Here is a 17516-nt window from a genome sequence, read left to right on the forward strand (position 1 = left end):
AGGCTTACAAGCACGCATATCCCTCTTGCTGCACGATATGCCCGATAAAAATGGCAATGACAGGGCCTGTTTTGTTTTTCCCAACTCTATTTCCTGGCAAACGTCCCCCGCCCCATCAAGTTCCCGGGGCAAAACGCCACCTGTTAACCCGATCATCCTTCGCAGCGCGCTTATGCCATTTTATCAACCAACATCAATCTTGGATGAAAATGTGCACAAAATTTAATCTTTACGCTGTCGCCCAAACCCGCGCTGTGTGTTAAGCTTCACAGTCAAGGCCATCAACACACTGTTTTCACAACATTTTGCGAGATAGATGCCCCATTTAACCGGACTTGTCGTTTTCACCGACCTGGATGGCACCCTTCTGGATCATGATGATTATTCCTGGGAGGCCGCCCGCCCCGCCCTGATGCGGTTACGTGAGAACAACATTCCGTTGCTTGCCATTTCCTCCAAAACCCTGGCCGAACTGCGTGGTCTTAATGCCCGCCATCATCTGTTTGCCGGTTTGATTGGTGAAAATGGCGGGGTTATTGAAATTGGCAGCGACCTGCACCAGCCCGGCCCGGCCACCCAAACCATCGACGATGCCCGCAGTGCCATTGAACAGGCCGTTTCGGTCCCGGTTTCCAGCTTTCGCAGCAGTGCCGCCCGGCAAATTGCCGATGCAACCGGCCTTTCGGTCGAGGATGCCGCCCTTGCCGGGAACCGGAACTGTTCTGATCCGTTAATATGGCAACCAACCGATAACGACATCACACTTGCCCAAAACATCGCCGGGGAATTTGGTCTGAAACTGGTCAAAGGGGGCCGTTTCCACACCCTTTGCGGCGAAACAGACAAGGGCCGCGCCATGCAAACCGCCATCGCCATGTTACAGGACCAGCAAAAACTACCGGCGCAACGCTCAGACATTACCAGCATTGCGCTGGGGGATTCCCCCAACGATGCCGGGATGCTGGCCCAGGCCGACATTGCCGTGCAAATCCCGGCTAAACACGGGCCGGTCCCGACCCTTGATCTGGGGGGGAAAAGCGCCCGCCTGGCCCCGGCACCGGGACCACAAGGCTGGAATATTTCGATCAATACGATACTCGACGACTTGTCGCAAACGCCAACAGCAATAACAAAAGCGAGGTAAAAATGGCCGATTTTCATCAGGGTGGCCCTATTACAACCCTTCATTCCATCATCGATCGTGACCCGGAAGAACTCGCTTATGAAATGACGGCCTTTGCCCGGTCGCGCCGTCAGACCCTTATTTTACCATGCCTGTATTCCGAACTGGAAACACCGGCCATGACCACCATCCTTGAAGGGTTGAAAAAAGCCACCTATATCGACCAGATCGTGGTGGGGCTGGACCGGGCCAGTGAAAGCCAATACGCCTATGCCCGCGAATTTTTCAAGGACCTGCCGCAACGTACCCGCATCCTCTGGAATGATGGCCCGCGCCTGCGTGCGGTGCATGACAGGCTGGCAAATTATGACCTTGCCCGTTACGAACCGGGCAAGGGCCGCAATGTGTGGTATTGCATGGGTTATACGCTGGCAACCGGGCGCAGTTCGGTGATTGGAATTCATGATTGCGACATTGCCACCTACACGCCGGACCTTCCAGCGCGTCTGATGTATCCCATTGCCAACCCGGCCTTTAATTTCGCCTTTGCCAAGGGGTACTATGCCCGTGTGGCAGGTGGCACCCTTAAGGGCCGTGTCTGCCGCCTGTTTGTTACGCCGCTTATTCGTGCCCTCAAGCAGGTGGTCGGTAAAACCGACTTTTTGAACTATCTGGATTGTTTCCGTTATTCGTTGTCGGGCGAAATTGCCATTCGCACCGATGTGGCCTATGGGTTGCGGGTGGCATCGGACTGGGGGCTGGAAGTTTCGATGCTTTCGGAAATGTATCGCAACCACACCGTCCACCGCCTGGCCCAGGTCGATATTGCCGATATTTACGACCATAAACACCGCGAATTTGACCCGGCCGAAAAAGATGACGGCCTGTCGCGCATGGCCAGCGACATTGCCAAATCGCTGTTTCGCAAACTTGCCACCCAGGGCACGGTTTTTTCGCATGAAACCTTCCGCACCCTAAAGGCCACCTATTACCGCACAGCACTGGACCTGATCGAGCAATATCGTGCCGATGCCCTGTTTAATGGCCTAAAAATCAATCGCGACGAAGAAGAAAAATGCGTCGAGGTTCTGGCCGAAGTTATCATTAGTGCCGGACAGCATTATCTGGAAAACCCGCTGGAAAGCCCGTTCATCCCCAGCTGGCAGCGCGTAGAAAGTGCGATGGACGACATTTTCGAGCAACTTTCCGCCGCCGTCGAAGATGACCTGAATGACAGCGACATTGGCAAATCCGCCTGAGCCATTTGTGCCCCCCCCCTAAAACAAACAGGCCGGGTAGCACATGCGCCCGGCCTGTTTGGCATGAAAAGCAAAAACGTCAGACCGGCATCGCGTCGCGATAGCGCTGCAACAACCGGCTTTCGGTGCGATGGCGACCATCCAGGTTGGAAATCCAGACGATCTGATAGGGGGCCAGCGTCATGATGCCATCATAATCAGGGATATCCTTGCCCGTAATCAGGTCCTGCCAGCCTTCATTCATGATCAGATTGATGCGGGATAAATCAAGATCCTGGTCCTGTGCCGTCAGGTTAAACACACAGAAAATGCTTTGATCATTCAAATGGCTTTGCCGCCACACCCCCAACAATTCCGAACCCAGATTAAGCGTATATTGCGTGGCATTAGGGTGAAAGGCCGGTTGCCCCTGACGGATGGACATCAGCGCGCGCAACTGACCAAAGGCCTGCTGCGGCATCCCTGGGTTTTCAAGGGCGGCTTCGGCATCCGCCAATTGCCAGATTTTGCGGTTAAGGCGGCGCGGAATGCCGGTTTGCTCAAACCCCTTGTGATCATTTTCCGAGGCAAAAATCGACTGCACATAAATCGCGGGAATCCCCTCCAGCGACATGGCAATTGCCTGCGACATGATGAACCGCTCCAGCCCAAAGCCGCGATCACCGGCAAAACTTTCGGCCAGCATGCTAAACAGCGTCACATTCATCTCATATGGGCGCTGCCCACCCCCTGCGACGGAGCGATAGCTGACCTCGCCGCCCATTTTACGGGCATGTTCCGTCATTTGGGTAATGTCATCATCGGGCACGATATTTTCCGCCGGGCGCAGGCCAATGCCATCATGGCTGGCGGTAAAATTAAAAAAGGTACAGCCTGCCGGAGCGGGCGGCATCGCCATGATACATTTGCGGATATAATCCGACCGCCCGCTGAGCAGGGCATGCAAAATTACCGGCGGCAGGGAAAAATTGTAAATAAGGTGGGCTTCATCCTGCTGGCCAAAATAGGAAAGGTTTTCAACCATCGGCAGGTTGGTTTCGGTAATAAACACCAAATCCGGTGCCACCGCATTGGCCGCCAGGCGCAGCGCCTTGATGATTTTATGGGTTTGCTCGGCATTGATCGAGGGGGTTCCCGCCTCTTTCCAGATAAAGCCGATGGCATCAAGACGAATAACACTGACCCCGTGGCTGACATATTGCAGCACGATTTTCAGGATCTCGAAAAACACATCCGGGTTGCCATAATCCAGATCCACCTGGTCATAACTAAAGGTGCACCACACATTTTTGCGGCCTAGCGCCGTTTCAACCGTGTTTAACAGCGGGTGGCTGCGCGGGCGCACCACTTGGGAAATGTCATCATCGTCATTGGCGGTTTTGATATAATGCACGCCGGGTTCCTGCCCGGCCAGAAACTGCGAAAACCATTCATGCGAAGCAGAGATATGGTTCGCCACCAAATCGGCCATGACCTTGGCATGTTTGGAAAGGTCCTCAACATCCTCCCAGGTGCCCAATTCGGGTCGCAGCATGGTAAAATCGGAAACGGAAAAACCATCATCCGAAGTAAAAGGGTGAAATGGCAAAATGTGAATGCCCGGCAGCCAGTCTTTCAGCCATTTCTGATGAAAATCACGCAGGGATTTCAGGCCCTGATAGCCATTGCGCGAAATACTGTCGCCATAGGTGATCAAAAAGGCATCGCGCTGGTCCCATTTGCGCAAGGATTCTTCGGCCGGTTCGGGACCGTCGCCTTCTATTGGCAGGTTCAGGGTTTCAAATACGCGGCGCACCAGCAATGCAGGATCATGCTGTGGATACACATCGGCCAGCAAGTTTCGCATTGCACTTGCAAAAGCGATCCGTCCAGACGTGCCAACAACCCGGTCCATTCGACCTCCTCAAAACAGGCGATACAATTTATTGAATCCAATCAAATAATTTTTCTGCTTATGATGCAAGCAGGTATTTTCCACTGCCTGGCAAACAGGCACGCATATTATCCATCCTCCCTTATGCCGTACCCCACACCCGGCCTGCCCCGTGCAAACCGTAATCTGTAAAGTGCCACCCTCTCCTCATCCCCCCCCTCAAGGCGCAATCGCAATTTCGACAAGCGCGTGTGTGCCTGTTTCCTCGATATGGGCGATGGCGCGCTTCAGGGTCGTGGTCAGCTCGGCCGGGTTTTCAACCTTTGCGCTCCAGGCACGGCTGGCTTCCGCCACTTTGGTAAAATCCGGGCTGGGGGCTAACGATGTTAACGGCATCCGGTTGGCGCGGGCGGCATATCCGTCCGGGTACATGCCCGTAACCGATTGCCGCACCGTCCCCCATTCATTGTTGTTTAGCACCAAAATCAAAACTGGCAGGCGCAATGCCTCGGCAATTTGGTGGCAGGCCGTGGGGTTGGCGAACATATAGGACCCGTCCCCCATTGTCGCGATGACAAGACGGGTACGATCCGCCAGCGCAAACCCCATTGCCGCCGGAAACGACCAGCCCAGCCCGCCCGAATGGGGTTCCTGATACCACGCCTGAAAATGATCCAGATCCATCGGTTCCAACGGGCAACCCAGCTCGGAAAACACCGTCACCTCTTTACCGGCAATCGCGCTTGAAAGACAACGCGACACACAAGCCTTGCTCATGGGCATTTGTGCGCCATCATCGGCCAGTTGTTGGGCCGCTTTGCGAATAACGCTGTTTTGTGCTGCCACCTTTTCACGCCGTGTTTCGCAGGCGTCTCGGTGTTTGGCAAACAGGGGGACCATTGCATCGGCCAGCGCCAAAATCACGTCTGCCGTTTCACCAGCCAGCGAGAAATCTGCCGGGAAATGGCGGGCAGGAAAACGCCCATAAAGCGGATCCTGCCCGATCTGGATCACTTTGCAATCCTCTTGCAAAGCACGAATATCGGGCCACCAGGGGGCCAGGCAATCCAGCACCACCACAATATCGGCATCCTTCAGGTAAACCGCCGGGTCCATGCCGCCAAACATCGGATCGGTGGTGGCAATAGCAAGCTGGACCGCCCAATACTGCACCACCGGAATGCCCCAGTCATTTGCCAGTTGTGACAGGGCGGCAAAACCATCGGCACTGCCTGCCCCGCGCTGGGCAATAATAACGGGCCGTTTGGCGCGAGCCAGCATTTCGGCGGCCTGTTGCAATGTTTCCTGGTGCGGAGCCACGCGCACCGGCTCTATACGCGATGGGGCGTCAATGCCATCTTGCGGGCAGGTATCGCACAAAACCTCGCGTGGCAGGCTCATATAAACCGGGCCTTTGGGCACCGAATTAGCGATGGCATAGGCGCGATCCACCATATCGGGCACCTGTTCGGGAAATTTCAGTTCATAATCCCATTTCACCGCCTCGCGCACCAGGGCTGTTTGGTCCCGCATTTCCTGGCCCCAGCCAATCGGCACGGTACGGGAACCCAACCGGCCCTGTTCCATCACCGGAGTCCGGCCGGAAAATAACAGCATCGGCACATGTTCGGTGGCGGCATTGATCGCCCCAATCGCACAATTGGCAAGGCCGACATTGGTATGCGCCATCACCGCCTGTGCGCGGCCCGTTGCCAGATAATAACCGTAAGCCATCCCCATCGCCGCATTTTCGTGCGGCATGATCAGGGCTTCGGGCAGGGGAATATTCTTTGCGCTGGCTTCGGCCAGGCCTTCAATAATGGGCGGAAAATCGGTGCCGGAATTGGCAAAAATATAATCCACCCCCACCACTTTCATCCGCGCCAAAACGGCACCGCCTGCGGTTAAACCTGCTCCGGCTTTCTGATCCGACATATCACCACCCTGCCTATTATTACTATATTTGAAATTTAATTTATAATATAGTATATTATGCAAAGTTTTCGGTCGTCAAGCAACGGCACGGCAGTCGCCTGCGCACTGCATCTCCTCATCCACAACCTTTGCCACGACTTGCAAGGCCCTCCTTCTTCACAAACACGAAAGGCCCTCAAATGTCGGCACAGCTTAACGGTTCGGTGATCAGGGCCTTTCGCATTCTTGACCTTTTTGCCGCCGGATACCGCGAAATGACGGCGGGGGACGTGGCCCGGGAGTTGAAAATCAATCTGATTACCGCGCATCGTTTTTTACATACGCTTGAACATGCTGGCGCCTTGCGCATGACGGCACGCGGCGTTTTCAGGCTGGGATATGTTTTTGCCGATCTGGGCGAACGCATCCGCACCGATGGTGGCCCCGCCCCGATCCTGCAGCCCGTACTTGATGATTTGGCACGCGTCGCGCACGAGGCCTGTATGGCCACCCGGTTTGACCAGGACAAGGCCGTGTGCATCGCCAAGGCCCTGCCCGAACGTGCGCTTTATGTCGACATTCGCATTGGCACCCGGCTGGAAGCCCATTGCACGGCACATGGCAAATTATGGCTGGCCTTGATGGAGGAAGAAAAGCGTGATGCCTGGCTGCAAACAGCAACCACCATCACGGGCAAATCAGCCCTGATCCAGGAACTGCACCATATTCGACGCCAGGGCTTTGCCCTGAATGACGGTGAAGGGCTTGGCGACATTTATGCCATTGCCGTGCCGGTTTTTAACCACCACAACCATATGGTCAGCGCCATTTCCTGCTTTGGCAGCAACAGCATGATTGTCCATCAACACCAGGCCACCCTGCTGGACCATTTAAAAAAGGCAGCAACAACAGCCCAAACCGCCCTTTATGGCACCCATCGCAACACGTCCTGATAAATTGCGACCAAGGGTGAATTGACAAACACACGCGCAGGCATAAATTTGGCACCAGAACAGGCTGTGATATCGCCCATATGCAACACTATGCGCGATATTATGGCTAGCTCACCAAACTTATTCGTCAAATCATCGCCGTTAACATTGCATCACGGCCTTCCAGACGGCATAAAGCGAGACGAACCATTTCCGATCCGCAACACAGAAGACCGTAATGACTCCATCCCCGGCATCGCTTTATCCTGATCGTTACGCCCTGTTTGACCGGGATAAATGGCAGACATTAGGGGAAGATACCGCCCACCATCTTAGCCCTGAAGACCTTGATGCGCTGCGCGGGTTAAATGACACCACCGATACAACCGACCTGGCCGAGGTTTTCGCCCCGCTGGTCCATTTGATCCGCACGCACCGCGACCATTTGACCAGCCTTAAAACCGGCATGGGGAACCTTTTGGGCACTGCCCCGCGCAAGGCCCCCTATATTATCGGCGTGGCAGGCAGTGTTGCCGTTGGCAAAAGCACCTTTTGCCGTGTCTTGCGCCAGATGCTGGCACAATCCTTTGGCCCGGATGGCCGGGTGGATTTGATGTGCACGGATGGTTTTTTATGGCCACTCGCCGATCTTGAAGAACGCGGGCTTCTCTCGCGCAAGGGCTTTCCCGAAAGTTATGATCGCCGCGCACTTCTTGAAACGCTTGAACATATCAAGGACGGGGCGGAACGTGTCGAAATTCCGGTTTATTCGCATGTCACATACGATATTGAGCCGGACCGGAAACAAATCATTACCAGCCCCGATATCCTGATTGTCGAGGGGCTGAATGTGCTGGAAATCAGCACCACAGGCAACCCGGCCGCCGCCACCCATGCCGGGGACTATTTTGATTTTACGCTGTATCTTGATGCCGATGAAACCGATATTCGTGCCTGGTATATCCATCGGTTTCTAACCCTGAAAAACAGCGTGTTTCAAAACCCGGAATCCTATTTTCACCGCTATGCCCACCTTAATGACGACGAAGCCCGCCATCTGGCAGGTGAAATCTGGACCAGTATCAATGCAAGGGTTCTGGAAGAACATGTCGCCCCGTCGCGGTTTCGGGCCGATGCCATCCTGTGTAAGGGAAAAGGTCATAGGGTGGAAACCGTTGCGGTCCGCAAACCCTGAACCCTAAACCCTTTGTCCTTCGTCAGGCGCGGCGCATCTCGCCGGGTGATGTACCCGTAACCCGCTTGAATGCCCGGCTGAATGCCGCAGCAGAGCCATAACCCAACCGGGATGCCATCTCGTCTACCGGCATGCGGTCCTGGCGGATCCACTGGGTTGCCAAACGCATGCGAAGGTCCGCAACATAGCGCAGCGGCGTAATCCCGGTTATCGCCAAAAAACGTTCGGCAAAAACTGACCGGGATGCCCCCATTTCCGCTGCCATCGATGCCACCGTCCAGTCCCGCCCCGGGTCCCGGTGCAATGCGCTGATCACACGGCCCAAACGCGGGTCGCGCAGGGCCTCAACCCAGCCGCTGGCATCGCCGCAGCCGCATTCCACCCAACCGCGCACAATAGAGGCCGAAACCACATCGGCCAGGCGCGTCACAATCGCCCCATAACCGGCACGTGCCGTGCAAACCTCGCGTGCCATTGCTTCAAGGATCGGCAAAATCTCCGGGTTTCGATCCAGCAAGGTTCCCACCTGCATGACTTCCGGCATCATGCTGATCAGCGGGCTCATGCTGCCAAGATCAAATTCCATGCACCCGCTAAAAAACAGAACGTCATCATCCTGCTCTTCCGCGTTGCAGGCGGTAATGGCACCCACCTGGCTGCAAATCGGCGCCATGACAAAACTTTTTATGTCGCTGCCACTTATGTCGGGGGCAGAAAGCAATTCGTGCGACAAGCCAAGCGGCAGTAAAACGGCATCGCCGGTTTGCAAAACATGAATTTTTGCCTTGCTACAGCGCAGATAAACCGGCCCACGGGCCACAAAATGAAATTGCGCCCGTGCAACATCATGATTGCCAAACCGCACCCCAAAAGGCCGCGACAGATATACACGGTTATAGTTGAGGCCCCGCAGGCGCATCCCCAGCAAAAGTTCACTCATCACGTCGCTACCGACGCGCTGCACATTTTCAGAACGGGACAATTCGGACGAATGATCAATCATTCAAGATTATCTGACATAGATCGTCTGAAATTTCCAGCCTATTTATAGGATCAATCGAACTCACATCCTTTTAAACAGGACCCATATCAAGATGGACGATCACATTTCTGGCAGCCACCACGCTGGCGGGCAAAAGGCCCCGGCATGGGGCGCTGTCTTTTCCATGACACTGGGCGTTTTTGGCCTGGTCACAGCCGAATTTTTACCCGCAAGCCTGCTAACTCCGATGGCACACGACCTTGCCATTCCCGAAGCCCTGGCCGGACAGGCCGTATCGGCCACCGCCGTTATCGCCCTGATCACCTGCCTTTTTATCGCAACCCTGACCCGTCGTTTTGACCGTCGCCATGTTCTGCTGGGATTTTCGATATTACTGATTTTATCGAATATTCTGGTCGCCATCGCCCCCAACCTGTCATTCCTGTTAGTCGGGCGTGTGTTGCTGGGCGTCGCCCTGGGTGGTTTCTGGACAATGGCAACTGCTGTTGTTATGCGGCTGGTGCCCGAACATCTTATTCCCCGCGCCTTATCCATTATGTTTAGCGGCGTTTCCATTGCCACGGTTTTTGCAGCCCCGGTCGGCAGTTTTCTGGGTGATATTATTGGCTGGCGCAATATCTTCCTGTTGACCGGCGGTCTGGGTGTTGTGGTGCTGATTGCGCAATTTGCCTCCCTGCCCCGACTGGCACCGGTGGGCCATGCCAGCCTGCGCACCCTGTTTGATGTCATGATGCGTCCGCGCATGCGGTTTGGCCTGGTCCTGACCATGCTGATCTTTACCGGCCATTTCGCCATGTTTACCTATGTACGACCGTTTCTGGAGAACGTCACCGGCGTTGCGGTTTCGGGCATTTCCGGCATTTTGCTGGGCTTTGGCATTGCCAATTTCATTGGCACCTATATCGCCGGGGCACTGATTGAACGCAGCCTGAAACTGACGCTCAGCATCATGCCCATCATCATGGGGCTGGCCGGGCTGGGACTGGCAACACTTCAGGGCAGCAGCACGATTGGCGATAGCATCCTGATTGCCATTTGGGGCATGGCCTTTGCCGCGATGCCAGTAGGCTCGTCCACATGGATTACCCGCACCGTTCCCGACGAAGCCGAAAGCGGCGGCGGGCTAATTGTTGCCGCGATCCAGCTTGCCATTGCCTTGGGCGCGGCACTGGGCGGGGCGATTTACTCGGCCAATGGTGCCCTTGGCGTCTTTGGCCTAAGCGGCACCCTGCTGCTGGTAGCCGGTTTCGTGGTGATGCTGGGTTTGCGCCCGGCCCCCATAGCAAGCGCGCAAAACGAAGCCTGAAAAACTGAAAGCAAAAAAATCCGGCCCCCAAACTCGGGGCCGGATCAACAACAGGATGGTTAATGCTCCCCTGACAAGTGCATCAACCAACGGGATGAAACCTGCCTTGCAAGCGCTGGTTAGATCGTGCGCACCTTCACCGGGCGTTCCGCCTGAACTTTAAGACGGTTACGAATGGGACGGCCAAACGTTTCGGACGAAATTTCAAATTCGTCGCCGTCCTGTGTTGTGACACCATCGGCAAAGCTAAGGGTTGCCGTACCAAAATAATGGGCGTGGACATCGCCCGGACGGCAGAACAGATCATATTTGAAATGATGGTATTCCAGATTTTCCAGTGAATGCGACATGTTGTCTTCACCACTGACAAACTGCTTTTCCCAAATGACCTTACCGTCGCGATAAATCCGCGAGGTGCCTTCGACATGGCTGGGTAAATCGCCCAGCAGCAGTTCCGGCCCCAGGGAACAGGCCCGCAGTTTGGAATGCGCCAAATAAAGGTAATTTTGCCGTTCCATCACATGGTCGGAAAATTCATTGCCCAGGGCAAAGCCCAACCGCACCGGTGTGCCCTGATCATCGACCAGATAAATCGCGGCAATTTCAGGTTCTTCACTGCCATCAAGGGCAAAGGACGGGCTGGGAATATCTGCCCCCGGTGCAACGACAACCGAGCCATCGCCCTTATAAAACCATTCCGGCTGCACGCCCTTTTGGCCGGCGGCGGGTTTGCCGCCTTCTACACCCATGCGGAACATTTTCATGGAATCGGTTTCATCGGCCTGCTTGTTGGCTGCCGTGTGCATATTGGCCCGCGCCGATGCCGAGCCCAAATGCGTAAGGCCCGTACCCGTCACCAGAAAATGTGCCGGGTCGGCATGGCTGACGGGCGGCAACAAACGGTTTTCGGCGGCAACTTCGTCATAATCCACGCGGGCATCACCCTTGTGTTTTTCAGCAGCCGCAATCAAATTAATGCCTTCGGCCAGCGCCGATTTTGCCAGATCCACAATCGATGCCACATCCTTGAGCGGCGCCAGCGTTTTAGCATCTTCAACAATAGCAACCGATGCTTTGCCGTCTGTATCCAGAAATTGAACCAGTCTCATTATCTTGTCCTGAATATATTTACAAATAACGGAACGTGAATGGTGCGGCATATCCCGGCAGGAATGCCTCGCACGCCATTAAACCCAGCCGCCATCAACGATGAAATTCTGCGATGTAATCATGCGGCTTTCATCGGATGCCAAAAACAGCGCCATGCGGGCAATATCATCAGGCATGACCTTGTTTTTCAGGCACTGGCGTTCGGCAATTTCCTTTTCGGCGGCTTCATCCACCCACAGGTCAAGCTGGCGCTGCGTCATCACCCAACCCGGCACCAGCGTATTGACCCGGATATTATCCTTGCCAAGGTCGCGTGCCATGCCGCGTGTCAGGCCCTGCACGGCGGATTTGGCCGTGGTATAGCCGGGCATGCCGCCCTGACCCATCATCCAGCTAACCGACCCGAAATTGACAATCGAGCCGCCACCGGCCTCTATCATCATCGGGGCGACGGCCTGAATGGCAAAAAAGGCCGGACGGATATTGATCGCCTGGCGCTGGTCCCAATATTCAACTGTCACATCCTGCCATTTATGGCGGGTGTCATTGGCGACATTGTTCAGCAAAACCGAAATCGGGCCGTTTTGAGTACTGGCATCCTTGACCGCCTGGCGCAGGGCGTCGATGTCAGTCAGGTCGCATTCAATAAAAAGCGGCGCATGGGCAGATTTCCCCGCGAGATTTTCCGCCAGCTTCTCGCCCTCTTCACGCAGAATATCGACAAAGGCGACCTTCGCCCCCTGCTCGCAAAAGGCTTCAACCAGGGCCATGCCAATGCCGGTTGCCCCGCCGGTAATAAAAACCGAGGCATCCTTGAGGCTGGTATAATGGGTGGGTTTACGGTCGGCCATGATGGCGGTTTCTCCCTTGATCGGATCAGCAAGATTTATAATTTTCAGCAGAACGACGAAAACACATCATCCCCCCGCCTGACCAGCCCAAACCCACCAGTGTATCCCGCCCTGGCATGCCGCATCGACACATCCCGGTAGAGCAACAAAAGAGGTCACAAGCCCGCACTTTCAGGGGTAAAATCCAACAGCGCGGCTCCAGTTCCACTCCTGAAAAAGGCATGGTTCATGAATGGGCCGCAGTGTTGAAAATGATATTTCCCGTTTCCTCCTGCCAAGTGGGCACCTTAAGGCACCCTTATTCTTCATACTATAACATTAATGATCAATCGCGCCGAAGCTGTCAAGAAGGCAGACAGGGCAAATACACGTTGGCGGCTTTCACAGCGGAGGGTAGTCCGCTATAAGCGAGGCGGAATTTCAAACATATTCGGGTTATTTCATGTGTGCCGGCGGGAAAGCCGGTTGACCCGATATGCTATTACTGATCAAATATATTCATATCATATGAATAATGAGCCAATGCCAAACCCGACAGGCAAAACCAGACCACTTTGCGCGTGGCCGCACGGAAAGCAGGAAACATGTCGTCCATGTCCAGAACATATGCCAGGCGCAGCCTGCATAGCATTGTCGCCCACGATTTGGGACGGCGCATTGTCACCGGTGAATTGACGCCGGGTGACAACCTGCCGACCGAAGCGCAACTAAGCGAAACGCTGGATGTATCGCGCACCGCCCTGCGCGAGGCGATCAAAATCCTGTCGGCCAAGGGCCTGATTGAAAGCCGCCCCAAAACCGGCACCCGCGTGAAACCGCGCCATTTCTGGAACCTTTTGGACCCCGATGTTCTGTCCTGGCATTTCCCTGACCCGGACCCGGCCTTTTTATACGGCCTGTTTGAAACAAGGCTGATCATTGAACCCAATACCGCCGCCATGGCCGCCGAACGGCGCAGCGAAGAACAGCTTGAAACCATTCGCAAGGCCTATCTTGGCATGGAACAGGCCGAACCGGGTACCGAGGCTATTTATTTGACCGACCTGGAATTTCATCAGGCGATCCTGGATGCCTCGCAAAACGATTTCATGAAATCGCTGGGGATGCTGATTGAAAGTGCCCTGATCGGATCTTTCAAAATGTCGAGCACGGGACCAAAGGCACAAGTCCATTCGCTGCCCAGCCATAAGGCGGTGTATCAGGCGATTGCAGACCGCGACCCGGACGAAGCCCGCAATGTCATGCGCCAGTTATTGCGCCAGACCATGATGCAGTTGCGTGACGAACTGGGTATGGACAGCACCACCGACTGGGAACGCATTACCCTGTAACGGCCCGGTCCGAACAGCCAACCACATCGCCATCTTTCACGAAATACGGGCCGCCCAACGAAGGCGGCCCGATATTTTTGACTTTACAAATCCTAGCTGGTCCCCGCCCGCATCCCGGAAAAGGACCGGGTAATCAAACGTTGCAGCACAATAAAGCCGAACAGCAACCCGCCAATGACGATTTTGGTCCACCAGCTATTAAGTGTGCCATCAAAGGCGATCAGGGTTTGGATAACCCCCATAATGATGCCGCCAAAGAATGTGCCCGCCACAAAGCCCATGCCCCCGGTCAGAAGGGTGCCGCCAATGACAACGGCAGCAATGGCATCCAGTTCCACCCCGACAGCCGCCAACGGATAGGCCGAGGCCGTATAAAAGGCAAACACCACACCGGCCAGCGCGCTGAAAACACCGCTTAGCGTATAGACCTGAATGATGGTGCGTTCGACAGGAATGCCGAGCAACTGGGCGGACTGCCGGTCGCCGCCAATAGCATAAACATTGCGGCCAAAGCGGGTATAATGCGCAATGACCATGCCAACCAGCACAGCTACCAGCATCACCATTGCCGAGGCACTGAGCCACCCCCGCCCGGGCAGCGGAATGCGAAAACCGGCAAAAGCACTGACAAAATCATGGCTGATGGGCACGGAATCCAGATTGATCAGGAAACACATGCCGCGCAAAAAAAACATCCCCGCCAGGGTAATGATAAAGGGCTGAATATCGAACCTGGCGATAATAAAGCCCATAAAGGCACCAAACAGCCCGCCAAAGATCAACGATACAACAACCGCCACCAGCGGATGAATGCCAAAGCCAGTCACAAGCTCCGCCATCAGCACGCCGACAAAGGCAATCATGGAACCCACCGAAAGATCAATGCCGCCCGACAGGATCACGAAGGTCATGCCAATCGCGGTAATGATCAAAAAGGCATTATCGGTTAACAGGTTGCCCAGAACATAGGTATCGCTAAAGGCGCGATATTCAAACATGCCATACCCATACAGCAGCGCACAAACCGCCAGGGTTGCCAGCAACGGATAATAGCGTTCATTAATCATTGCGGGTTCTCCTGCGCCAGAAACTGCCCATCATCTGCCGGGCCTTCGGGGCCTGCATCAATAACACGACCATGACGACGGCGGCCTTGACGATCAGGGTATATTGCGACGGCAAACCCGACAGCAAAATGCCGGTACCCAGCGCCTGAATGATCAGAACCCCAATCACCGTCAGCCCCAGATAAAACCGCCCCCCCATCAGCGACGCCCCGCCAACCACAACGGCCAGAATGGCATCCAGCTCCAGCCACAAACCGGCATTATTGGCATCCGCACCGCGAATATCGGCCGCAATAATGATGCCCGCCACCGCCGAACACAGCCCGGAAATAACATAGGCCAACACCTTGATACCGCGTGCATCAATGCCCGCCAGGCGGCTGGCGCGTGCGTTGCCGCCTACTGCCTCGACAAACAGGCCAAGCGCGGTTTTGCGCATGATTGCCCACAGGCCGGCAATGACGATGGCGGCAATAATCACCCGCCACGGAATACCCAACAAATAGCCACTGCCAATCGCCTCGAAAAACGGGCCGTGGAAAGTGACGATTTGCCCGCCGGTAATCATTTGTGCAATACCGCGCCCCGCCACCATCAAAATCAGGGTGGCGATAATCGGCTGAATATCCAGAAACGCCACCAAAATGCCGTTCCACAAACCGCACAAAACCCCGGCCCCCAGGGCGGCCAGAATAATCACCAGGGGTGACAGGCTGGTATCGCGGATCAGCACCGCCATCACCGCCCCCGAAATGGCAATGACCGAGCCCACCGAGAGATCAATGCCGCGCGTGCCAATGACAATCGCCATGCCCACCGCGACCAGCGCGGTTGAGGCCCCACGATGAATAATATCCACCAGCGAGCCATATAAATGCCCGTCAACAACCTTGATGTCGAAAAACCGGGGCGAGATCAGACCATTAACGATAATCACCAGCGCCAGCGCAATAACCGGCCCCAGCCACTGGCGCGATGACAGCGCAATTGACCGCCGGTCTTTGCCGCCCTTTCCTGCCGATTTTTTAGTATCTTGCAATATTGTCATCGTGCAATCGCCTCGATGATATTGTTTTGGGTAATGTCCGCGCCCGAAAGCTCGCTTGCCAATTCACGGTCACGCAACACGGCAACACGATCGGCAAAGGCGACAATTTCCTCAAGCTCGGAAGAGGCCACCAGCAAAGCCAGCCCTTCGTCACACAAATCACGGATCAGTTTGATGATGTCGGCATGTGCCCCCACATCAATGCCGCGAGTGGGTTCATCCAAAATCAGGAAAACCGGTTTGGACACCAGCCAGCGCGCCAGAATAACCTTTTGCTGGTTCCCGCCCGAAAGCTGGCCCACGGGTTTTTCCCGGTCCGGCGTGGCAATGCCCAGCGCCTTGATCATGTCATCGGCAAATTTATCCTGCTCTGCCCGGGGAATGGGCCTGAGCCAACCGCGCCGCCCCTGAAGGGCCAGGGCAATATTTTCGCGCACGCCAAGTTCGGGCACGATGCCATCCTGTTTGCGGTCTTCCGGGCACAGGCCAAACCCCGCCCGGATCGCCTGGCGCGGGGTGCGCAGCATCACCGGTTTATCATCCATAAAGACCAGCCCGCTATCGGCACGCTGTGCGCCAAAAACCAGTTCGGCAAGCTCTGTACGGCCTGACCCCAGCAACCCGGCCAAACCGACAATCTCGCCACCGGAAAGCTCCAGCGACACGGGCTTAAGCACACGCTTTTTACCGAGATTTTTGATCTGAATATGGTTTTTGCGCTCGGTTGCTGTGGTTTTGGCATGATGGCGGTGTGAACTGATTTCGGCCAGCTCCCGGCCCAGCATGTGATTGATCAGGTCAATTTGCGGCAATGTGGCGGTTTCAAAGGTGCCCACCAGCCCACCATTGCGCAAAATCGTGATGCGGTCGGTAATTTCGTAAACCTGATCCAGGAAATGGGTGACAAACACAATGCCCAGCCCCTTTGCCTTCAGCGACCGCATAATACCAAACAGCGTTTTAATCTCGTCTGCATCAAGCGACGCTGTCGGTTCATCCAAAATCAGCACCCGCGCATCCAGTGCAACGGCGCGCGCAATCGCCACCAATTGCTGGATTGCAACCGAATAGGAGCCCAGCGCCCGGTTAATATCAATATCCAGCCCCAGAATTTTCAGCGCCTCGCGCGCATCCTCGGCGGTTTTTTTCCATGAAATAAGGCCGAACTTGCGGGTCTGGCGTTCCAGCATCAGGTTTTCCGCCACCGACAATGTCGGCACCAGATTAACTTCCTGAAAAACCGTTGAAATGCCCAGCTGCTGCGCTTCACCCGTGTGCCCCGGATGGATTTCGCGCCCGTCAAGGGTGACGGTGCCTGCATCGCGCGGATGCACCCCGGTCATTACCTTGATCAGGGTTGACTTACCTGCACCATTTTCACCCAAAAGCGCGTGAATTTCGCCGGGCATCAGCGAAAAATCAACATCCTGCAGGGCCTTTACGCCTGGAAAGAACTTTCCCACACCACGCGCAGACAGCACGGGTTGTGCCCTATCTGCCATAT

Annotated in this window: 14 protein-coding genes; 6 read left to right on the forward strand and 8 right to left on the reverse strand. The window is 55.3% G+C overall.

Translation table 11 applies throughout. The annotated features are described in order from the left end of the window. The first annotated feature begins 316 nt into the window (after positions 1–316). Positions 317–1144: an HAD-IIB family hydrolase gene (locus tag LF95_RS18465; RefSeq protein WP_073956643.1), complete on the forward strand. Its 828-nt coding sequence runs from the start codon at positions 317–319 to the stop codon at positions 1142–1144. Between the two features lie 2 nt (positions 1145–1146). Continuing rightward, a complete protein-coding gene (locus LF95_RS18470; protein ID WP_073956644.1) occupies positions 1147–2382 on the forward strand; it encodes a glycosyltransferase family protein in 1236 nt (411 codons plus the stop codon). Positions 2383–2461: 79 nt separating this feature from the next. On the opposite strand, the gene LF95_RS18475 is transcribed toward LF95_RS18470, so the two are convergent. Both LF95_RS18475 and LF95_RS18480 read right to left on the reverse strand, forming a co-directional pair. Then, positions 2462–4276: an alpha-amylase family glycosyl hydrolase gene (locus tag LF95_RS18475; protein ID WP_073956645.1), complete on the reverse strand. Its 1815-nt coding sequence runs from the start codon at positions 4274–4276 to the stop codon at positions 2462–2464. Between the two features lie 198 nt (positions 4277–4474). Beyond that, complete coding sequence (locus LF95_RS18480) at positions 4475–6190, reverse strand: thiamine pyrophosphate-requiring protein (protein WP_073956646.1); 1716 nt, start codon at positions 6188–6190, stop codon at positions 4475–4477. Between the two features lie 179 nt (positions 6191–6369). Here LF95_RS18480 and LF95_RS18485 point away from each other — a divergent pair, with 179 nt between their 5' ends. Both LF95_RS18485 and coaA read left to right on the forward strand, forming a co-directional pair. After that, the gene (locus tag LF95_RS18485; protein WP_073956647.1) at positions 6370–7122 is read left to right on the forward strand and encodes an IclR family transcriptional regulator; all 753 of its coding nucleotides are present in this window, start codon (positions 6370–6372) and stop codon (positions 7120–7122) included. 217 nt (positions 7123–7339) lie between these two features. After that, positions 7340–8296, forward strand: coding sequence for a type I pantothenate kinase (coaA, locus tag LF95_RS18490; RefSeq protein ID WP_073956648.1), 957 nt, complete (start codon positions 7340–7342; stop codon positions 8294–8296). 22 nt (positions 8297–8318) lie between these two features. Here the strand turns inward: coaA and LF95_RS18495 are convergent, their stop codons facing one another. Continuing rightward, positions 8319–9299 carry an AraC family transcriptional regulator gene (locus LF95_RS18495; protein WP_073956649.1) on the reverse strand — a complete coding sequence of 327 codons (981 nt, stop codon included), beginning with the start codon at positions 9297–9299 and terminating at the stop codon, positions 8319–8321. A 91-nt stretch (positions 9300–9390) separates the two neighbouring features. Between LF95_RS18495 and LF95_RS18500 the strand changes: the two genes are divergently transcribed. Next, entirely contained in the window at positions 9391–10605 is a 1215-nt protein-coding gene (locus LF95_RS18500; RefSeq protein ID WP_073956650.1) for an MFS transporter, read from the forward strand. Between the two features lie 119 nt (positions 10606–10724). Here LF95_RS18500 and araD1 read toward each other — a convergent pair whose 3' ends face one another. After that, positions 10725–11714, reverse strand: coding sequence for an AraD1 family protein (gene araD1 / locus LF95_RS18505; RefSeq protein ID WP_073956651.1), 990 nt, complete (start codon positions 11712–11714; stop codon positions 10725–10727). 78 nt (positions 11715–11792) lie between these two features. After that, the gene (locus LF95_RS18510) at positions 11793–12566 is read right to left on the reverse strand and encodes an SDR family NAD(P)-dependent oxidoreductase (RefSeq protein WP_073956652.1); all 774 of its coding nucleotides are present in this window, start codon (positions 12564–12566) and stop codon (positions 11793–11795) included. 593 nt (positions 12567–13159) lie between these two features. Between LF95_RS18510 and LF95_RS18515 the strand changes: the two genes are divergently transcribed. Further along, complete coding sequence (locus LF95_RS18515) at positions 13160–13897, forward strand: FadR/GntR family transcriptional regulator (protein WP_073956653.1); 738 nt, start codon at positions 13160–13162, stop codon at positions 13895–13897. Between the two features lie 92 nt (positions 13898–13989). Here the strand turns inward: LF95_RS18515 and yjfF are convergent, their stop codons facing one another. The 3 genes from yjfF to LF95_RS18530 are packed head-to-tail and all read right to left on the reverse strand — an operon-like array spanning position 13990 to position 17514. Further along, positions 13990–14964: a galactofuranose ABC transporter, permease protein YjfF gene (yjfF, locus tag LF95_RS18520; protein ID WP_073956654.1), complete on the reverse strand. Its 975-nt coding sequence runs from the start codon at positions 14962–14964 to the stop codon at positions 13990–13992. After that, positions 14957–16012, reverse strand: coding sequence for an ABC transporter permease (locus LF95_RS18525; protein WP_083607811.1), 1056 nt, complete (start codon positions 16010–16012; stop codon positions 14957–14959). Before LF95_RS18525 ends, yjfF begins: the two co-directional genes overlap by 8 nt. Next, entirely contained in the window at positions 16009–17514 is a 1506-nt protein-coding gene (locus tag LF95_RS18530) for a sugar ABC transporter ATP-binding protein (protein WP_073956655.1), read from the reverse strand. The genes LF95_RS18525 and LF95_RS18530 overlap by 4 nt, the downstream gene beginning before the upstream one ends. Positions 17515–17516 lie beyond the last annotated feature (2 nt).

Origin of the sequence: Thalassospira sp. TSL5-1, from assembly GCF_001907695.1 — a bacterium.
GTDB lineage: Bacteria > Pseudomonadota > Alphaproteobacteria > Rhodospirillales > Thalassospiraceae > Thalassospira.

Coding starts and splice junctions, on each gene's coding strand:
- coaA (WP_073956648.1), top strand. CDS start 7,340: ATGACTCCATCCCCGGCATCGCTTTATCCTGATCGTTACGCCCTGTTT.
- LF95_RS18475 (WP_073956645.1), bottom strand. CDS start 4,276: ATGGACCGGGTTGTTGGCACGTCTGGACGGATCGCTTTTGCAAGTGCA.
- LF95_RS18525 (WP_083607811.1), bottom strand. CDS start 16,012: ATGACAATATTGCAAGATACTAAAAAATCGGCAGGAAAGGGCGGCAAA.
- yjfF (WP_073956654.1), bottom strand. CDS start 14,964: ATGATTAATGAACGCTATTATCCGTTGCTGGCAACCCTGGCGGTTTGT.
- LF95_RS18480 (WP_073956646.1), bottom strand. CDS start 6,190: ATGTCGGATCAGAAAGCCGGAGCAGGTTTAACCGCAGGCGGTGCCGTT.
- LF95_RS18485 (WP_073956647.1), top strand. CDS start 6,370: ATGTCGGCACAGCTTAACGGTTCGGTGATCAGGGCCTTTCGCATTCTT.
- araD1 (WP_073956651.1), bottom strand. CDS start 11,714: ATGAGACTGGTTCAATTTCTGGATACAGACGGCAAAGCATCGGTTGCT.
- LF95_RS18495 (WP_073956649.1), bottom strand. CDS start 9,299: ATGATTGATCATTCGTCCGAATTGTCCCGTTCTGAAAATGTGCAGCGC.
- LF95_RS18500 (WP_073956650.1), top strand. CDS start 9,391: ATGGACGATCACATTTCTGGCAGCCACCACGCTGGCGGGCAAAAGGCC.
- LF95_RS18465 (WP_073956643.1), top strand. CDS start 317: ATGCCCCATTTAACCGGACTTGTCGTTTTCACCGACCTGGATGGCACC.
- LF95_RS18510 (WP_073956652.1), bottom strand. CDS start 12,566: ATGGCCGACCGTAAACCCACCCATTATACCAGCCTCAAGGATGCCTCG.
- LF95_RS18470 (WP_073956644.1), top strand. CDS start 1,147: ATGGCCGATTTTCATCAGGGTGGCCCTATTACAACCCTTCATTCCATC.
- LF95_RS18515 (WP_073956653.1), top strand. CDS start 13,160: ATGTCCAGAACATATGCCAGGCGCAGCCTGCATAGCATTGTCGCCCAC.
- LF95_RS18530 (WP_073956655.1), bottom strand. CDS start 17,514: ATGGCAGATAGGGCACAACCCGTGCTGTCTGCGCGTGGTGTGGGAAAG.